The following is a 16,357-nucleotide window of genomic DNA, read 5'->3' as shown; positions in this document are numbered from 1 at the left end:
AAGTATATTTCACATACTCTTTAGCCGCAGGGGGTTTTTGGCCCGCGGCGCCGGGCATGCAACAATCCAGAATACCCGCTGCCGCAACCTGCCGGAGGGGTTACGAAACAAAGTGCCCTTTCCTGCACGAGCCCGCTAGCCTAGAGTGGAGTCATGTTACGCTATAAATCAGGAGGCTAGCCCATGACGGCTCAAGACCGACCCTCGGTCATGGCAGGAACCGAGCGACGCGCCCAACTGTCACTCTTCGCCCGTAATTTCTTCAAGCATCCTCGGATGCTGGGTTCCATTATCCCCAGTTCACCCTATCTGGTACGCCGGCTGCTCGAGCCGGTCGACTGGGAACGCGCGCGCGTCATCGTCGAGTATGGCCCCGGTGTCGGCACAATCACACGAGAGATTCTGAAACATCTGCATCCGGAAGCGACGCTGGTGGTCATAGAGACCAACGAGGAGTTCGTCGACTTCCTGCAACGCTCTTTACTCGATCCACGCCTTCAGGTCATCAGTGGCTCCGCCGAGACCATCCAGGCCGAACTCGATCGCCTTGGTCTGCCCGCCGCCGACTATGTCGTCGCGGGCATTCCCTTCAGCACCATGCCCGCGGAGATTCGCGAACGCATCCTCAAAGGCAGCCGGGAAGCGCTGCTGCCGGAGGGTTCCATGCTGATCTATCAGTTTTCACCCAAGGTCCTGACCGACCTGCGTCAGGTCTTCTCCGCCGTGGAGTGCGGCTTCGAGCCCATCAACATCCCCCCGGCAAAAGTCTATTTCTGCAGGCCCTGAGCCGCCATCCACCGGGGCCGCATGCGAATGCGTGTCCCGGCCAGTTCACCACCTCCCTTGCAAGACGACCCACCCCTTGGCGCCGAAACTGGTTCATGACCGCCAATCAGAATATCCTCTAGGCATTGCTTACCCCGAACTGTATACAGGGAGAAATAAATGCCCGGCCTGCTGCCCGATGTCGACCCCGATGGCCTGCTGGAATATTCGGTGGTCTATACCGATCGTTCATTGAATCACATGTCCCAGCGCTTCCAGAGCGTGATGCAGGACATTTCTACCACTCTCAAGCAGGTCTACCAGGCACATAGTGCCGTGATCGTGCCTGGCAGCGGCACTTTCGGCATGGAGGCTGCGGCACGCCAGTTCGCCACCGGCAAACACTGCCTGGTGATCCGCAACGGCCAGTTCAGCTTTCGCTGGTCCCAGATACTCGAGATGGGGGCCATTCCGGACTCCATCACAGTGCTCAAGGCGCGCCGCGAGGACCCGGCCGACCCGCTGTCAGCCTTCGCCCCGGCGCCCATCGAAGAGGTGGAACGCACCATTCACGACGAGCGGCCTGCGGTTGTCTTCGCGCCCCATGTCGAGACCTCCGCCGGTATCCTGCTACCCGATGATTACCTCAAGCGCGTCGCAGCCGCCGTTCATGCGGTGGGCGGGCTCTTCGTCCTTGACTGCATCGCCTCCGGTACGCTCTGGGTGGACATGCGCATGATCGGCGTCGACGTGCTGCTGAGCGCGCCGCAGAAGGGATGGAGCGGCCTGCCCTGCTGCGGCATGGTCATGCTCTCCGAGCTGGCCCGAGAACGGATCGAGGAGACCACCAGCACCAGCTTTGCCTGTGACCTGCGCAAATGGCTTACCATCATGGAGACCTACGAAAACGGCGGCCACGCCTACCACGCCACCATGCCCACCGACGGCCTGGCACGGCTACGCGACATCATGGTGGAGACGGCTGCCTACGGCTTCGACAAGGTCCGCGAGGAACAGTGGGCGCTGGGCGAGGGTGTGCGCTCGTTGATGGCCAAGTACGGCTACCGCAGCGTGGCGGCTCCCGGATTCGAAGCGCCCGGTGTCGTGGTCTACTACACCCGTGATCCGGGTATCGTCGGCAAGTTTGCCGCCGCCGGCGTCCAGGTAGCGGGCGGGGTACCGCTGATGTGCGACGAGGGCGAGGGCTATCAAGCCTTTCGCATCGGCCTGTTCGGGCTGGACAAGCTGCACCATCTCGAGCGCAGCCTGGGTAATCTGGAGGCTGCCCTCCAGCAGATCCGCTGACGCACTATCAGTAGGGCGGCCGGTCGGCCGCCCTACTGACATGCACTCGTCATACTTTCCTGCGTCCTGTCGCTCCGGGGCCTCAGGCTCCCCCCATACCCCGCGGCAACATCCCTACGTTGTTTTCTACCGACTTCACCCCGGGGGTGTTTTCAATGGCTACCTGAACAGCTTGCCACTCTTCCTGATTCTCCACCAGGCCCCAGGCCTGAACAGCACCATCGGCGACGATGACGTTGATACGGTCGACCCAGACCCCGGTGTTATCGTCGATCTCCTTGAGAATGGCGTCGCGAATGTCTCGATCATCAACGCTGACCGCCTCGACGTCCGTCTTCTTGGCGGCAAAGCCGCGCAGCAGGTTGGCCCGGCTGACAATTCCCACCAGACGGCCATCGCGCACCACCGGCACCCGCTTGATATGGTGGCGCTCAAGCAGCTTGGCGATACGTCGCAGCGACTCATCCTCGCTGACGGTCACCGGGTCGCGAGTCATGATTTCGTGCGCCTTGCGTGCATGGGTCTTGATGTACTCGCTGGGATTATTGCCCTCAAGCAGCTGCAGCCACCAGGACTTGCGACGCTGCGTGCCAGTCTCGACCCGTCGCATCAGGTCTCCTTCACTGACGATGCCCAACACCTTATGCTCCGTATCCACCACCGGCAGCGCACTGATGTTGTTGTCGAGCAGCAGGCGAGCGATCTCCTGAACATCCGCGTCGGGCGAAACAGTAATGACATTGGGCGTCATGACATCTGCAGCTTGCATGGTGGTATCTCCGGATAATGAAAGCGGGAAGGCATGGCTATGAATCTAGTCCCAGATGAGGGGTCTCACAAACCGCACCTTCACCGTTACATTAGCAGACAACCATTTTCAACAGCTTGACATGAAGCAAACCTACCTCTCAAACCTTCGCCAGCCGGGACCCATTTCCCTCTTCCGACTCTCCACCCTCCTGGTAGACCTGCTCAACATCGACGATACGTGAACGGCTCATGACGATCTTCCAGCGCTGAATGACTGGCCGGGTATTGATGCCCTCCTCGCGGATGACCAGATTCAGAAGATGGCGCTTCTCCACCGACTCCTGAGATACCTGGCCATCCTTCAACCGGTAGACATGGTGCTCGCCCTTGTCCATCAGTCGTGCCAGTACCGAGAGGTCAAGCGACAGGGTTTCACGCGTCGTCTCGTAGCCGCTGAGGAAACGGGTAGGCGACATACGTGAACTCGAGCGATAGTGGAGTACCACTTCTTCTCGCTGAGCCACATTCCGCTTCCTCACCCTTTGAATATCTTCATCGAGCTTGCTGAATCGCTTGTAGTCGAACCACTCCAGCTGGCGACCCACCAGCGCACCGCTGGTGGCATCCAGATACTGGCGACGCCACTTCGGGCGGCCCTTGCGCAGCCAGCGCCACAGCGTATTGCGTAGATCATCCTTGAATACCTCCCGCATGGCATAGAGTACGGCCATCGCGAGCACGAAGAGAGCCGTGATGTCACCCAGGGAGTCGCGGGCCTGGAGCAGCCCCAGTGAGACGAAGATCATGACCACCGCCGTGGCCAGCCCCTTGACCGCCTTCTGCTCCCCACTGCCCAGCTCCTGGCTCTGCTGCTTCAGTGTTACCGGGTGTTCGATCAGTCGCCGCAGCAGCCGCATCTTGTTGGACATCCGGGTGGGATCATGGGTGACTCGACGGGAGTTGTACTCCGCCTGCTCGCGATGATCGCTCTCAGCAGTACAGATCGTCAGTAACCGTTTCCGCACCGAACGGAACCCCCTGCCTCGCGGCAGGTTTGCCACCAGCGCCAGCAGCTGCTGCTCGGTGAACCATGAAAGGTAGTTGTCGATATTGGCATAGTACTTGTGAAGCTTTTCGCTGCCGGGCTGGTTGCGCCGCAGGCGTCGCAGTATGCCTTGGGCAAGCTCGCACAATTCCTCGAGCTGTTCGCTCAGGCGCACCGCTGGGGTCATCTCCTCCTCGGTACGCTCACCCTCCGCGGGAGGCAGCTCGCCTTCGGCGTTCGACTCATCCCGACCGTCCTGGCGCCGCTCCTCCTCTTTCACCTGTCTGGCAGTGTCCAGCAGGGTCTGGGTCGAGCGCTCCAGTGCAACCACATACTGGTAAGCGTAGAGGCTGAGGCTCAGCCGGTACTGGTCGCTGGTCAGCTTGCCGCGGCTGGCCAGCCGGCTCAGCACCAGCGGCAGATGGTGCTTGTCACTGTAGTAGGTGCGCTTGCTGTGAATGACGCTGTGATAGAAGGCGTCCTCGGAGATGACGTGATCGTTCAACCCCAGCTCACCGGGTACGAACAGAAACACGTCCAACCGGTGCGAGGTCTCCTCCTGCAGGACGCGGGAAATCTTGAGATGAAAGCTATCCTTGCGCTCGACGGTGATCACGTCGCCGCTGCTCCTGATCCTGGGACCGATGGCCGGTAGTAACCAGCTTCATGGTACGGCGGAACACGGGCCGCTTGCCACGGGGTCGCCGCACCCCATGCGCTGCCCGGCCCACTGGCTGTCAACGCAGGGCTAGCACTATTCAGGCGACGCCTTCTGCGGATTGGTGTCTCCGTGCGGGTCGGCAATACCCGCTTCTCCCGGCTCCCGCCCCTTGGCGTCACGGAACTGTCCCTGATGATTGTCTGACGCCGTTCCTGTGGACATATCATCGCCGGGCTGACCTTCCATGCTGACGCTGAGCCGCGGCATGCCCAGATCGATCTCCTTGGCTTCCATGCGTTGCTTCAGCAGCAGGTTGAAGGCACGGGCCACATCCCACTGCATTACCGGTGCAGTGCGGAAGCGCATGCGTAGCACCGCAGCCCCTTCATCAAAGCGGTCGACGCCCTGCATTTCCAGGGGCGACCAGATATGGTGGCGCATCATCGGGTCCTGGCGCAGTTCCTGGGCCGTTTCCTGCATCAGGGTGATGGCATCGTCTATCTTCATGGTGTGCGGTATGCGGATGCGCATCAGCGCAATACCGAAATGACGTGACATGTTGTGGATCGACTGGATGGCGCTGAAGGTGATGATGTGCAGGATGCCGTCCAGGTCGCGCAATCTGACGGTGCGCAGGGTCAGGCCCTCGACGGTGCCCATATGCCCATTGATTTGAACGAAGTCGTCCACCGCCAGTGAATCCTCGATGATGATGAAGATGCCGGTGATCAGGTCCTGCACCAGAGTCTGGGCCCCGAAGCCCACCGCCAGGCCGATGACCCCGGCACCGGCCAGCAGGGGTGTAACGTTAACCCCCAGGTTGGCCAGGCCCACGATACCGGTGATGATTACGATGGTGGCGAAGATCACGTTGCGGATCATCGGAGTAATGGTCTGGGCCCGTGCCTGGTTGACCCGGCGGCCCCGGGAGCGCCCCGAGGTGATCAGCGCCCGCTGAATCGCGGTATCAGCAAATATCCACACCAGCCACGCCAGCAGCACGGTGAAGCCCAGCGCCAGCAGTGCCTGGCCGATACGCATGCCGGCCACGCCCTCCCTACCCAGGCCGAACAGCGAGCCGCCCCATACCTGCAGCGACAGTTCGGCGAAGACGATCCAGGCAACCACATGCGAGAGTGCATAGCCGAAGCGCTCGAGACGGCGCCGGTATTCGCTGATCCGACGGCGCTTGGCGCGCCGCTCGATGTGACGCTGGATCAGGCCGGTAACGACCAGGGTCAGCACCAGCAAGGCAGCAGAGATGATCGAGCGAGCCAACGCCGCGCCGACATCCCCCACGGTGACAAAGATCGCCAGCAGCGAGCCCACCACGATCAGCAGCGCCGGGACGTGCCACAGCCCACCGACGATACGCGCCAATTCGATAGTGGTGCCACCGTCAGAGCGAACACGCCAGGAGCGGTTGCGGATCAGATGCTTGATTGGCCGCTTGAACCTGAGAATGAAGCGAATACTGAGAATGGCTGCAAGCATATTGGCCAGCACCGAGCCCAGCGCCGCCAGTTCTTCCCCTATCATCAGAGACAAGCGTTCCGAATTTAGCGCATCGCCAAGCGCGATCAGTGCGCCAATGACGAACAGCTTACGCAGAGCCCGCTGCTGCAGGATGAGCACTGCTATGAAGCGATGGCCTCGGGTAAAGACCGAAATCACACATTCCACTATCACTGACAGGGCGCGCCCGCACAGCGCCAGATAGGCGATGATCAGCGCCAGGGTTCGTCCGGGGCTGGCGGGCAAGGCCTGGGCCAGGCCCATGACAAGGACGAAGGCGAGGGCCCAGGGCAACATGCGCCGGAGGAAATGCAGCGCCAGCAGCCAGCCCCGCGGCTCCCGCGGCAAGTCAAGGGGCAACCCTCGCCTCACGAACAGCTGCCTGCCCAAGGCAATCAGGATCACCAGCAGCCCCGCCCAGATCGCCAGCAGTACGGCACTCTCGATGGTGAATCGTGCGATCTCGGCGGAGTCTGTGCCAACTATCAAGTCACCGAGATCCTCCCATCCCTGCTCCAGCTGGCGCTGCCAGTCATCGATCGGCGACTCACCCGCTTCGGCCTGCTCACCCAGTTCGCTGAACGTCTCCGCCAGGGCGCCGAGCAGCCCCTGCCGCTGCCCCATTCCCTCTTCGGCACGCTCGGCATGCACCTGCTGCAATTCGCGCAGGCTTTCGAGCAGCGCCTCGCGCTGCTGGGTATCCTCCAGGGTGCCAATCACCTCGTTCAGCGACTGCTGGAACGCCGCGGGGTCATGACCGGCATCATCCTCGCCGGCCCCCAGCCCGCCGATAGGCAGGGACTGAGCGCTCAGTGGACCACCGGAAACCAGCAACAGGACAACAAGCAGGATCGGCAGCCAGGCCCAGTCCTTGCGCCATCGCCTGCTGCCCCTCAACGCCTGAAAGAAACCACCTGGCATTACGTGACTACTCCTTTACATGTTCGCTGCCTCGCCCTGTGACAGCAGCCAGCAATTATCGATTCCTCCGAGCCTGCTCAGCACTGTGCTAGGCTGGCGGCGAAGACTGCACGACTCGCACAGGATGCCTCCATGTTGCCTCAATCACCACCCACGCCACTGAGCTACCAGGGTAGACCTCGTAGAGTGGGTGTCGAAATCGAATTTGCCGGCCTGCCCCCCTTGGGTACCGCCGAGCTGGTGCATAGCCTCTTCGGTGGCGAGATCAGCGTGGTGAGCCCCCATCGATTCAAGGTGGAGGAGACACGCTGGGGCACCTTCGTCATCGAGCTCGACACACAGTATGCGCATCCCGATGCCAAGCTGCTCCAAGAGGTGCCGCGCAAGGAGAGCGAGTGGGAGCGCCAGCGACGTCAGATGCGGGTGGAGTTGCATAACCGAACGCGTCAACTGATCGGTGACGTGGTAACCGGTCTGGTGCCAACTGAAGTGGTCTGTCCCCCCGTGCCCTGGGACGAACTCACCGAGCTGGACGCCCTGTTCATGGCGCTCTACAGCCATGGCGCCAAGGGCACCGACGCCAGCCTGCTCTACGGCTTTGGCCTGCATCTCAACCCCGAAGTCGCCAGCCTGGACGTCGCTTACATTCTCAAGCAGCTGCGAGCCTATCTGCTCATGGCGGAGTGGCTGCGACAGGAGATCGATATCGACATCACCCGCGAGGTGCTGCCTCACGCCAATCCCTTTCCCAAACCCTACGCCCTCAAGGTGCTGGCTCCGGACTATGCACCGGATCTCGATGGCCTGATCGCCGACTACATCGCGTTCAACCCGACCCGCAATCGGGAGCTGGACCTCTACCCCCTGTTTGCCTTTCTCCGGCCGGATTACCCGCACGAACTGTTCCACGACACACTGGTCAAGGCGCGTCCCACCTTCCACTACCGCCTGCCCAATGCTCAGCTTTCACAGCTAGGCTGGGGTGCCGTGGTGGAATGGAACCGCTGGGTGGAGGTCGAGCGACTCGCTGCCGATGACGAAGCGCTCACCAAACGTTCCGCCGACTACATCAGCTATCACACTCTGCCGCGCCTGACTCGCTGGGTCGGAAAGCTGCGCGACTGGATCCGGGAGGCCCGCACCCCCTCATGACCCGCCCTCTCATCGGAATCACGACCTCTGATTACAAGAGCCGTATCGCCTGGTGGTTCGACTGGTTCGCCGTATGGCGTCACGGCGGACGCCCACTGCGACTCTCCCCCTCGCGCCCGCAGCCCGATCACCTCGACGGTCTCGTCATCGGTGGTGGCGACGATATCCAGGCCCACCTCTACGGCGGCGAGGTCCAGCTCGATGTCCGGGTTGACCCGCAGCGGGACGAGCTGGAGCTGGAGCTCATCGAACGCTTCGTCCCCCTGGGGAAGCCGGTATTGGGGATCTGCCGTGGCGCTCAACTGCTCAATGTCCACCTGGGTGGCACCCTAGACCCGGACATCTACACCACCCATGAGGGACTGAAGCGGCGCCGTACCGTGCTGCCACGCAAGACGGTGGATATCGTCGCCGACAGCCAGCTGCACCGCATTCTCAAGGTCAACTGGTGCCGCATCAACAGCCTGCACCATCAGGCCGTTCAGCAGACAGGGCCGGGCATCGAAATCGTGGCCCGCGACCGGGACGGCCTGGTCCAGGGCATCGAATCCCGGGAGCACGAGTTCCTGATCGGTGTGCAATGGCATCCGGAGTGGCTGATCTTCAATCGCCCCCAGCAGCGGCTGATCCACGCCCTGGTCGAAGCGGCCCGTCGCGGCATGTCCTCTGAGTGAAGGCCGAACGACAGCGGCCGCCCGAAGGTGGCCGCTGGCAGTCGTGATTGTCAGGGAGGTATCAATTTTCCAGCTTGGCATCCAGCGTGATCTCGGCATTCAGCAGCTTGGAGACCGGACAGCCCGCCTTGGCCTTGTCCGCGGCATCCTGAAAGGCGGCCTGGTCGGCGCCCGGGCTACGCACCCGTGTCTTGAGATGCACGGCGCTGATGCTGAAACCGCCGTCATCCTGGCTCAGCGTGACCGTTGCCTCGGTCTCGATCTTCTCGGGTTCGAGGCCTGCTTCCCCCATGATCATCGACAGCGCCATGGAGTAGCAGCTGGCATGGGCCGCACCGACCAGCTCCTCCGGGTTGGACCCCGGCTTGCCCTCGAAGCGCTGGCCGAAATTGTAGGCCACCTCCTTGAGCGCACCGCTCTCGGTCGAAACCTGACCGCGCCCCTCTTTCAGACTACCCTGCCAGACAGCGCTAGCGGATTTCTTCATGCTCATGTCGACTCCTTGCGATGATGGGAACTGGTCAAAAAGGAATGGCGAGAACGGCAGATCTTGCCGCCACCCATCCCTCACCATAGCGCATGGGCTTGTCTTCGCCATCCCTTTTACGCAATTATATGGAAATTATTTCCAATAAATGCTTCGCAAGAGCGCCTGATTGCCATGAAACACTCCCGCACTCCGCGTATCCCGCTTCCCGCCACGTCAAACGCCCCCATCATCTCGCTCCCAGCCATCGGTCAGGGCACCTGGTACATGGGCGAAGGGCAGGCCCCGCGCCGCGACGAGGTCCGCGCCCTGCAGCAAGGCCTGGAGCTTGGCATGACCGTGATCGATACCGCCGAGATGTATGGCGACGGAGGTGCCGAGGAGGTCGTAGGCGAAGCCTTGGCCGGACGCCGCGACCGGGCCTTCCTGGTCTCCAAGGTCTACCCCTGGAATGCCGGTCGCCAAAGCGCCATCGAGGCCTGCGAACGCAGCCTTGCCCGCCTGAAAACCGACCATCTCGACCTCTACCTGCTGCACTGGCCGGGCAGCATACCCCTGGAGGAGACCCTGGAAGCCTTCGAGCGTCTGCGCGAGCAGGGCAAGATTCGCCGCTTCGGCGTTTCCAACTTCGACGTCGACGAGCTCGATGCGCTCCATGCCCTGCCAGGCAGCGATGACTGCGCGATGAATCAGGTGCTCTACCACCTCGGCTCACGGGGCATCGAAACAGCGCTGCGGCCTTGGGCAAGCCGTCATGACCTGCCGCTGATGGCGTATTGCCCGCTGGCCCAGGCCGGCCAACTGCGCCACGACCTGTTCGGGCACCCAGTGGTTCGTGAACTTGCCGACGGGCTGGGCATCACCCCCGCCCAACTGCTGCTGGCCTGGGTCATCCGCCCGTTCGAGGGACGTCGCGACGTCATCGCCATTCCCAAGGCGGTGCAGCCGTCACATGTCGAAGAGAATGCCGCCGCGCTGACGATTGAGCTCGATGACGAAACCGTGGCACGGCTCGACGATGCCTTTCCGGCGCCGAGAGGCAAGGTGCCGCTGGATATCGTCTAGGCGGGTGGTTACCGCTCAGTAAGCGTTCTTGTCCCGCAGCTTGGCCAGGTTGGCGGCCAGGTGCCCCGCGCCCAGGCGACGCATCACATCGATGTTGCGCTCGGGAATGGCCTCGGGGTCGGCATAGTGCGCCAGGACCTGTTCCAGGCTCGCCTCCCGCAGCAGATGCAACATGGGCCAGGGGGAGCGATTGGTATAGTTGGCGGGATCGTCCGGCTCGGCATCCTCGAAGCAGTAGTCGGGATGGAAGCTGGCCAACTGGTAGATGCCCTCATAGCCCTGGTCGGCCATCAGCGCCTCGGCGACGGCCAGGAAATCGAGGTAGTCGTCGAAATCCCCCAGGCCATGGCGCAGCACCAGCAGGGTGGTCTCGATCGCCGGCGTCTCGTCGAGGCGATGGCACTCCTCGATCAGCGTCAGCAGGGCCGGCTCCCACTCGCTGGCCTCCACTTCCGTATAGCGAATGGTGTCGCGGGCAAGCTCCCGACCGGCGAAGGGGCAGACATCGTGGGCGACCACGAAGCTCTCGACCCAGGTACGGGTCGCGGCGAGGGCGGGGCTGATAGAAGCAGACATGGCAGGGCTCGGCAGGTGACGGAACCCCATGGTCGAACGCGGCGGCAAGGAATGCAAAGCCCAAGACAACCATCAGCGACTTTTCTCGTCCCGCCGCGAGGCCAAGCGGTCGGCCAACCGCGTCGGTTCGGGCAGCTTGGTGCGTCCCAGGCAGCGTACCACCCAGTCGAGCGAGGTCGGAAGCGATATACGATGGCCGAGCGAGATATAGAGCGGTTTCACGGCCTGCCGGGAGCGCAGCACCGCGCCAATGGTCTCGCCGCGATGCCGCAGCGGGGTCCACTCCCCCTTCGCTGCGGGCACCTCGCCGTGGCTGCCGCAGAGCCGCGACTTGGCCACGCCAATAGTCGGCAGGTCGAGCCACAGCCCCAGGTGCGAGGCCACCCCCAGGCGGCGCGGATGGGCGATGCCCTGACCATCGACCATGACCAGTTCGGGCCGGGTGGTGAGCAGGGCGAAGGCCGCCAGCGCCGCCGGGATCTCACGGAACGACAGCAGGCCAGGCACGTAGGGCATGCGGGTCGGCTCGCGGTGGACCACCTGTTCCACCGGCGCAAGGGTCGGCCAGCTCAGCACCACCACCGCGGCCCGGGTCACCTCCCCACCCTCTTCGAAGCCGATGTCGACCCCGGCGATATGCCGCACGGGGTCGATCCGATCCTGCCGTTCAATGCTGCCGGCCAGGCGCTTCTGCAGCGCGATGGCCTCCTCCGGGGTCAGGTTCCAGTCATGCAGCGCTGCGACGGGCATGCTCGAGCCTCCTGATTCGTCCTTGTGTCTCGCGTAGACTATCGCTTCCATGTCGCTGGTCACCATAGCAGGGAAGAGGCTCGATGAAACTGATCCACACCGCCGACTGGCACCTGGGCCAGACCTTCCACGGCCAGGAGCGCCATGTCGAGCATGGTGCCTTCCTCGACTGGCTGCTCCAGACCCTGGAGGCGCGACAGCCTGACGCCCTGCTGATCGCCGGCGATGTGTTCGACGTGGTCAACCCCTCCCTGCGCGCCCAGGAGCAGCTCTACGGCTTCATCGTCGAGGCGCATCGTCGCCTGCCACGGCTCGACATCGTGATGATCGCCGGCAACCACGACAGCGGCAGCCGCATCGAACTGCCCGGCCCGCTGATGCGCCGCCTCAATGCCCATGCCCTCGGCCGGGTGAGCTGGTGCGACGACGGCAGCCTTGAGGCCGAGCGCCTGCTGGTGCCACTGACCGACGCCGCTGGCGAGACCCGCGCCTGGTGCCTGGCGCTGCCCTTCCTGCGCCCCGCCGAGGTCACCGGCAACCGCCGCGAGAGCGCGGCCGACGGCGAACACGACGGCGGCTACATCGCCGGCATCCAGCGCGTCCATCGGGAGCTGATCGACGCCGCCCGCCGGCAGCGCCGGCCCGGGCAGGCACTGGTGGCCATGAGCCACGCCCACCTGCGTGGCGCCCAGGTCTCCGAGCACAGCGAGCGGCCCATCGTGATCGGCGGCGAGGAGTCGATCTCGGCGGCGCTGTTTCCCGACGACATCGCCTACGTGGCACTGGGCCACCTGCACCGTCCGCAGCAGGTCGGCGAGCCGCGCATCCGCTACAGCGGCAGCCCCCTGCCGATGGATTTCAGCGAGGTGAACTATCCACACCAGGTGGTGGAAGTCACCCTCGAGGGCGAGGCCCTGGTCGGCAGCGAGTCGATTGCCATTCCCCGGGCGGTGGAGCTCCTGCGTGTCGGCCCCGCTCCACTGGATCAGGTATTGACCGAGCTGGAGGCCCTGCCACGCGAGGGCCAGGAAGCGACGCCGGAGCAGGAAGCCTCGGCCGGGGGCACCCTTCCCCGCGAGCGCTGGCCCTGGCTCGAGGTGCGCGTCGAGCTCGACGCCCCCCGCCCCGACCTGCGCCACCGTATCGAGACGGCGCTGGCCGAGTGCCCGGTGCGCCTGCTTCGCATTCACACCCGCTTTCCCGCCGCCACCGGCACCGGCCATGACCCACGGGTAACGCTGGAGAGCCTGGGCCCCCGCGCCCTGTTCGAACGTGCCTGGCAGGAGAGCTACGGCGCGACGCCGGACGCCGAGACCCTGCGCGACTTCGACGCCCTGTGCCAGGAGGTGCTGCATCACGCGTCACCCAGCGAGGAAGGCAACCCATGAAGATCCTTGCCATTCGCCTCGAGAACCTCGCCTCCCTGGCCGGCAACCACGAACTGGATTTTACCCAGCCGCCGCTGGCCGACGCCGGCCTCTTCGCCATCACCGGCCCCACCGGCGCCGGCAAGAGCACCCTGCTCGACGCCCTCTGTCTGGCGCTCTACGGCAACACCCCGCGGCTGCGCGGGGCACGCCAGGACCAGGCGCGCCTGCCCGACGTCGGCGACAGCGACGTGACCAGCTTCGATCCGCGGACATTGCTGCGCCGCGGTGCGGCTGGCGGCTACGCCGAGGTCGATTTCCTCGGCCGGGATGGGCATCGCTACCGGGCACGCTGGGCGGTGCGGCGGGCACGCGACAAGGCCGAAGGCCGCCTGCAGGCGGCGGAGCAATCGCTCACCGACCTCGAGGACGGGCGTCTTCTCACCGCCCAGAAGCGGGAGTTCGACCGCCTCCTGCCCGAGGTGCTGGGGCTCAGCTTCGAGCAGTTCACCCGTGCCGTGCTGCTGGCCCAAAGCGAGTTTTCCGCCTTCCTCAAGGCCGACGACAATGACCGCAGCGACCTGCTGGAGCGCCTGACCGGCACCACCGAATACTCCGCCATCTCCATCGCCGCCTATCGTCGCGCCAAGGAGGCGAAGGGCGTCGTCGATTCCCTGCAGGCCAGGCTGGCCGACGATCTGCCCGCGGCCCCTGACGTAAGAGCCGAGCTGGAACGCGACTCCGAGACCACCCAGCAAGCCCTCACTCACCTGCAAAGGCAGGAGGAGTCGCTCAAGGCACAGCAGCGCTGGCACAGCGACGATGCCCACCTCAAGGCGGCCCATGTGGAGGGAGTGGACCAGCAGCAGGCAGCCGACATCCAGTGGCAAGCGCTGGCTGAGCAGCGTGCCGACCGCCAGTGGCGCCGCCTGATGGCTCCCCGCCGCCAGGACCTCTCCCGTCAGGCCCGCCTGCCCGGGCTGATCGCCGAGGCAGAGCATGCCCGCGACACCACCCGCCAGGCGCTGGCTCGGGCCCAGCAGGAGGCGCAGGACGCTACCAGCCTCCACCGCCAGGCCGCCCTGGCCCTTGAGGCGGCCAACGAAGCGCGCCGCAAGGCCGAGCCCGACCTGAACCAAGCGCGTGAACAGCACCACGCCCTGACCCAGCGGCGGCGCGAACTGGCTGAGCTGACTGCCGAATGCGAGCGTGCTCGGGAGCAGGCCGCTCGGCACCGCGAGCAGCACCGCCAGGAGCATGAAAGGCAGCAGCAGCGGCTCGAGCAGCAGCGCCAGTGGCAGGCCACCCTGGCCGAACTGATGGGGGGGCACACCTACCAGCCTGCCGCCCGCCAGGCCATTCAGCAGGCCCACGACAGTGCCGCCAGCCGCCAGCTGGCCCTGGGCGAACTGCAGGGTGTCTGGCGCGAGTATCACGAGGCCAAGCGCACTCATCGGCAGCGCGAAACGCGTCTTGCCGAAGCCCATGAACGCCTGGAGGCGCTGACCCGGGAGGGCCAGGCCGCCCGCCAGCGCCTGGAAGAGCGAAAGTCACACCACGACAACCTGAGCGCCTTTATCGAACGGGCCCGGGCCGCCAGGAGCGCCAGTGTGGTGATGCTCCGCGAAGGCCTGCAGGAAGGCGAGCCCTGTCCGGTATGCGGCGGGCGCGACCATCCCTGGCGCCAGCATGCCCCGGCCACCCCCGAGGCGGCCCAGCTCGCCGCCCAACAGGCCGCAGAGGAGCGCGAGCTCGATGACGCCCGGCAGGCCCACGAGCAGGCACTGAATACCCATCAGGAGCTGCAGGCGCAGTACAAGGTGGTGCGGGATACCATGCAGCAGCACCAGAACGAGCAGCCGGCAGGCCAGGCGCGTCTGCAGGCGGCTCGCCAGGCACTCGATGCCCACCCGTTGACGGAGGAACTGCCCCCCGTGGCGGCGGACGAGCGCGACGCCTGGCTGAGCCGGCAGCGCCAGAGCAGCAGCAACGAGCGCAATACCCACCAGGCCACCCTAGAACGGCTCCACCGCGCCGAGGCCGAACTGGCACCGCTGGAGGAGTCGCTGCGCCAGGGTGAGCTGACGCTGACGCGCCTGACGACCGAGAAGACCAACGCCGAGGCACGGCTGGCCGAACTGGACGCACGCCGCCCCGCCCTGCAGCGCCAGCATGACGAGACCGCCGCCGCCCTGCGCACCCTGCTCGGCGACTACGCCACGCCGGAGGCCTGGCAGCAACGACTCGACCACACCGAGGCCCAGGCCCGTCAGGCCCTGGATGCCGCCTTAAGCCGCCAACATGCTGCTGAACGAGAGCTGCAGCGCCTGACTCAGCGACTCGACCACCAGGAGCAGCAGCTCGGCGCCTTGCAGCAGGAGAGCGACCAGCTCGCCCACTCACTCGGCGAGTGGCGCCAGGCGCACCCCGAGCTGGACGATGCCACCCTCGCCCGCCTGCTGGCCCAGCCTCAGGAGGAAGCCGACCGCGACGAAGCCCGGCTGCAGGCGGCAGACGAAGCCAGCCAGCGCGCTGCCGCCACCCTGGCCGAACGCCGCACCGCCCTGCTTCGCCACCGCCGCGCCCAGGGGCTGGCCGATGACGAAAGCGACGATGAACTACTGGGCGAAGCGTGCGAAGCGAGGATCGCCAGCCGCCGGGAAGCCCTGGCAGCCGAACGACAAGCCCTTGAACCCGGACTGCAGGAGGCCCAACGAGCTCGGGATGACGCGGTTCATGCCCTGCGCGACGATGACCGCCGCCGGGCACGCCAACAGGCCGGCCAGGCCGAACTGGAAGCGGCGCGCACCGAGCATCACCGCTGGGGGCGCATCAGCGAACTGATCGGTTCCGCCGACGGCAAGGCCTTCCGCCGCATCGCCCAGGCCTACAACCTGGAACTGCTGCTCGACCACGCCAACGCCCACCTGGCCAACCTCACCCCACGCTATCGCCTGGCGCGGGGCGGCAGCCCGCTGGGCATGCTGGTCATCGATCATGACATGGGCGACGAGCAGCGCTCCGCGCACTCCCTCTCCGGCGGCGAAACCTTCCTCGTCTCCCTGGCACTGGCCCTGGGCCTGGCGTCGATGGCCTCGGGCAACCTGGTGATCGAGTCGCTGTTCATCGACGAAGGCTTCGGCAGCCTCGACCCGCAGTCGCTGGCACTGGCCATGGACGCTCTCGACGGCCTGCAGGCCCAGGGACGGCGCGTCGGCGTGATCTCGCATATCCAGGAGATGCATGAACGCATACCGGTGCAGATCAAGGTGGAGCCGCTGGGCAACGGCGCCAGCCGGGCGAGGCTGGTGGGTCTTTAGCCGA

General features: G+C 64.9%; 13 protein-coding genes. 7 read left to right on the top strand and 6 right to left on the bottom strand.

The window, feature by feature from the left end:
* The first annotated feature begins 183 nt into the window (after positions 1-183).
* Both KZO25_RS17200 and KZO25_RS17195 read left to right on the top strand, forming a co-directional pair.
* Positions 184-786 carry a class I SAM-dependent methyltransferase gene (locus tag KZO25_RS17200; protein WP_066449389.1) on the top strand — a complete coding sequence of 201 codons (603 nt, stop codon included), beginning with the start codon at positions 184-186 and terminating at the stop codon, positions 784-786.
* 159 nt (positions 787-945) lie between these two features.
* Positions 946-2,070: an aminotransferase class V-fold PLP-dependent enzyme gene (locus tag KZO25_RS17195; protein WP_223137923.1), complete on the top strand. Its 1,125-nt coding sequence runs from the start codon at positions 946-948 to the stop codon at positions 2,068-2,070.
* A gap of 82 nt (positions 2,071-2,152) precedes the next feature.
* On the opposite strand, the gene KZO25_RS17190 is transcribed toward KZO25_RS17195, so the two are convergent.
* From KZO25_RS17190 to KZO25_RS17180, 3 genes are all read right to left on the bottom strand, one after another.
* Positions 2,153-2,839: a CBS domain-containing protein gene (locus KZO25_RS17190; protein WP_066449398.1), complete on the bottom strand. Its 687-nt coding sequence runs from the start codon at positions 2,837-2,839 to the stop codon at positions 2,153-2,155.
* Between the two features lie 139 nt (positions 2,840-2,978).
* Entirely contained in the window at positions 2,979-4,481 is a 1,503-nt protein-coding gene (locus KZO25_RS17185; RefSeq protein WP_223137922.1) for a hypothetical protein, read from the bottom strand.
* Between the two features lie 138 nt (positions 4,482-4,619).
* A complete protein-coding gene (locus tag KZO25_RS17180; RefSeq protein WP_223137921.1) occupies positions 4,620-6,962 on the bottom strand; it encodes a mechanosensitive ion channel domain-containing protein in 2,343 nt (780 codons plus the stop codon).
* A gap of 132 nt (positions 6,963-7,094) precedes the next feature.
* Between KZO25_RS17180 and KZO25_RS17175 the strand changes: the two genes are divergently transcribed.
* Both KZO25_RS17175 and KZO25_RS17170 read left to right on the top strand, forming a co-directional pair.
* Complete coding sequence (locus KZO25_RS17175) at positions 7,095-8,114, top strand: amidoligase family protein (RefSeq protein ID WP_066449407.1); 1,020 nt, start codon at positions 7,095-7,097, stop codon at positions 8,112-8,114.
* Positions 8,111-8,788, top strand: a complete 678-nt coding sequence (locus KZO25_RS17170; RefSeq protein WP_223137920.1) for a gamma-glutamyl-gamma-aminobutyrate hydrolase family protein — start codon at positions 8,111-8,113, stop codon at positions 8,786-8,788. The genes KZO25_RS17175 and KZO25_RS17170 overlap by 4 nt, the downstream gene beginning before the upstream one ends.
* Positions 8,789-8,849: 61 nt before the next feature.
* Here the strand turns inward: KZO25_RS17170 and KZO25_RS17165 are convergent, their stop codons facing one another.
* Entirely contained in the window at positions 8,850-9,281 is a 432-nt protein-coding gene (locus KZO25_RS17165; protein WP_223137919.1) for an OsmC family protein, read from the bottom strand.
* 168 nt (positions 9,282-9,449) lie between these two features.
* On the opposite strand from KZO25_RS17165, the gene KZO25_RS17160 reads away from it, so the two are divergent.
* Positions 9,450-10,340, top strand: a complete 891-nt coding sequence (locus tag KZO25_RS17160; RefSeq protein WP_223137918.1) for an aldo/keto reductase — start codon at positions 9,450-9,452, stop codon at positions 10,338-10,340.
* Between the two features lie 15 nt (positions 10,341-10,355).
* Here the strand turns inward: KZO25_RS17160 and KZO25_RS17155 are convergent, their stop codons facing one another.
* Together KZO25_RS17155 and nfi are read right to left on the bottom strand one after the other, a co-directional pair.
* Complete coding sequence (locus KZO25_RS17155; protein ID WP_223137917.1) at positions 10,356-10,916, bottom strand: DUF1415 domain-containing protein; 561 nt, start codon at positions 10,914-10,916, stop codon at positions 10,356-10,358.
* 72 nt (positions 10,917-10,988) lie between these two features.
* Positions 10,989-11,666, bottom strand: coding sequence for a deoxyribonuclease V (gene nfi / locus KZO25_RS17150; RefSeq protein ID WP_223137916.1), 678 nt, complete (start codon positions 11,664-11,666; stop codon positions 10,989-10,991).
* 83 nt (positions 11,667-11,749) lie between these two features.
* On the opposite strand from nfi, the gene KZO25_RS17145 reads away from it, so the two are divergent.
* Together KZO25_RS17145 and KZO25_RS17140 are read left to right on the top strand one after the other, a co-directional pair.
* Positions 11,750-13,054 (top strand): exonuclease SbcCD subunit D, encoded by a 1,305-nt coding sequence (locus KZO25_RS17145; protein ID WP_223137915.1) that lies wholly within the window; start codon positions 11,750-11,752, stop codon positions 13,052-13,054.
* Positions 13,051-16,353 (top strand): AAA family ATPase, encoded by a 3,303-nt coding sequence (locus KZO25_RS17140; protein ID WP_223137914.1) that lies wholly within the window; start codon positions 13,051-13,053, stop codon positions 16,351-16,353. The genes KZO25_RS17145 and KZO25_RS17140 overlap by 4 nt, the downstream gene beginning before the upstream one ends.
* Positions 16,354-16,357 lie beyond the last annotated feature (4 nt).

The sequence above is a fragment of the Halomonas sp. ANAO-440 genome (assembly GCF_019915905.1).
In the GTDB taxonomy this organism is placed as follows: domain Bacteria; phylum Pseudomonadota; class Gammaproteobacteria; order Pseudomonadales; family Halomonadaceae; genus Halomonas; species Halomonas chromatireducens.
The sequence above is the reverse complement of the archived record's forward strand: the minus strand, read 5'-3'. Positions and strand labels throughout refer to the sequence as shown.

Excerpts from the sequence above, each read along its gene's own strand:
- KZO25_RS17190 (WP_066449398.1), bottom strand. The coding sequence starts at position 2,839 with ATGCAAGCTGCAGATGTCATGACGCCCAATGTCATTACTGTTTCGCCC.
- KZO25_RS17165 (WP_223137919.1), bottom strand. The coding sequence starts at position 9,281 with ATGAGCATGAAGAAATCCGCTAGCGCTGTCTGGCAGGGTAGTCTGAAA.
- KZO25_RS17180 (WP_223137921.1), bottom strand. The coding sequence starts at position 6,962 with ATGCCAGGTGGTTTCTTTCAGGCGTTGAGGGGCAGCAGGCGATGGCGC.
- KZO25_RS17200 (WP_066449389.1), top strand. The coding sequence starts at position 184 with ATGACGGCTCAAGACCGACCCTCGGTCATGGCAGGAACCGAGCGACGC.
- KZO25_RS17155 (WP_223137917.1), bottom strand. The coding sequence starts at position 10,916 with ATGTCTGCTTCTATCAGCCCCGCCCTCGCCGCGACCCGTACCTGGGTC.
- nfi (WP_223137916.1), bottom strand. The coding sequence starts at position 11,666 with ATGCCCGTCGCAGCGCTGCATGACTGGAACCTGACCCCGGAGGAGGCC.
- KZO25_RS17140 (WP_223137914.1), top strand. The coding sequence starts at position 13,051 with ATGAAGATCCTTGCCATTCGCCTCGAGAACCTCGCCTCCCTGGCCGGC.
- KZO25_RS17160 (WP_223137918.1), top strand. The coding sequence starts at position 9,450 with ATGAAACACTCCCGCACTCCGCGTATCCCGCTTCCCGCCACGTCAAAC.
- KZO25_RS17170 (WP_223137920.1), top strand. The coding sequence starts at position 8,111 with ATGACCCGCCCTCTCATCGGAATCACGACCTCTGATTACAAGAGCCGT.
- KZO25_RS17145 (WP_223137915.1), top strand. The coding sequence starts at position 11,750 with ATGAAACTGATCCACACCGCCGACTGGCACCTGGGCCAGACCTTCCAC.
- KZO25_RS17195 (WP_223137923.1), top strand. The coding sequence starts at position 946 with ATGCCCGGCCTGCTGCCCGATGTCGACCCCGATGGCCTGCTGGAATAT.
- KZO25_RS17175 (WP_066449407.1), top strand. The coding sequence starts at position 7,095 with ATGTTGCCTCAATCACCACCCACGCCACTGAGCTACCAGGGTAGACCT.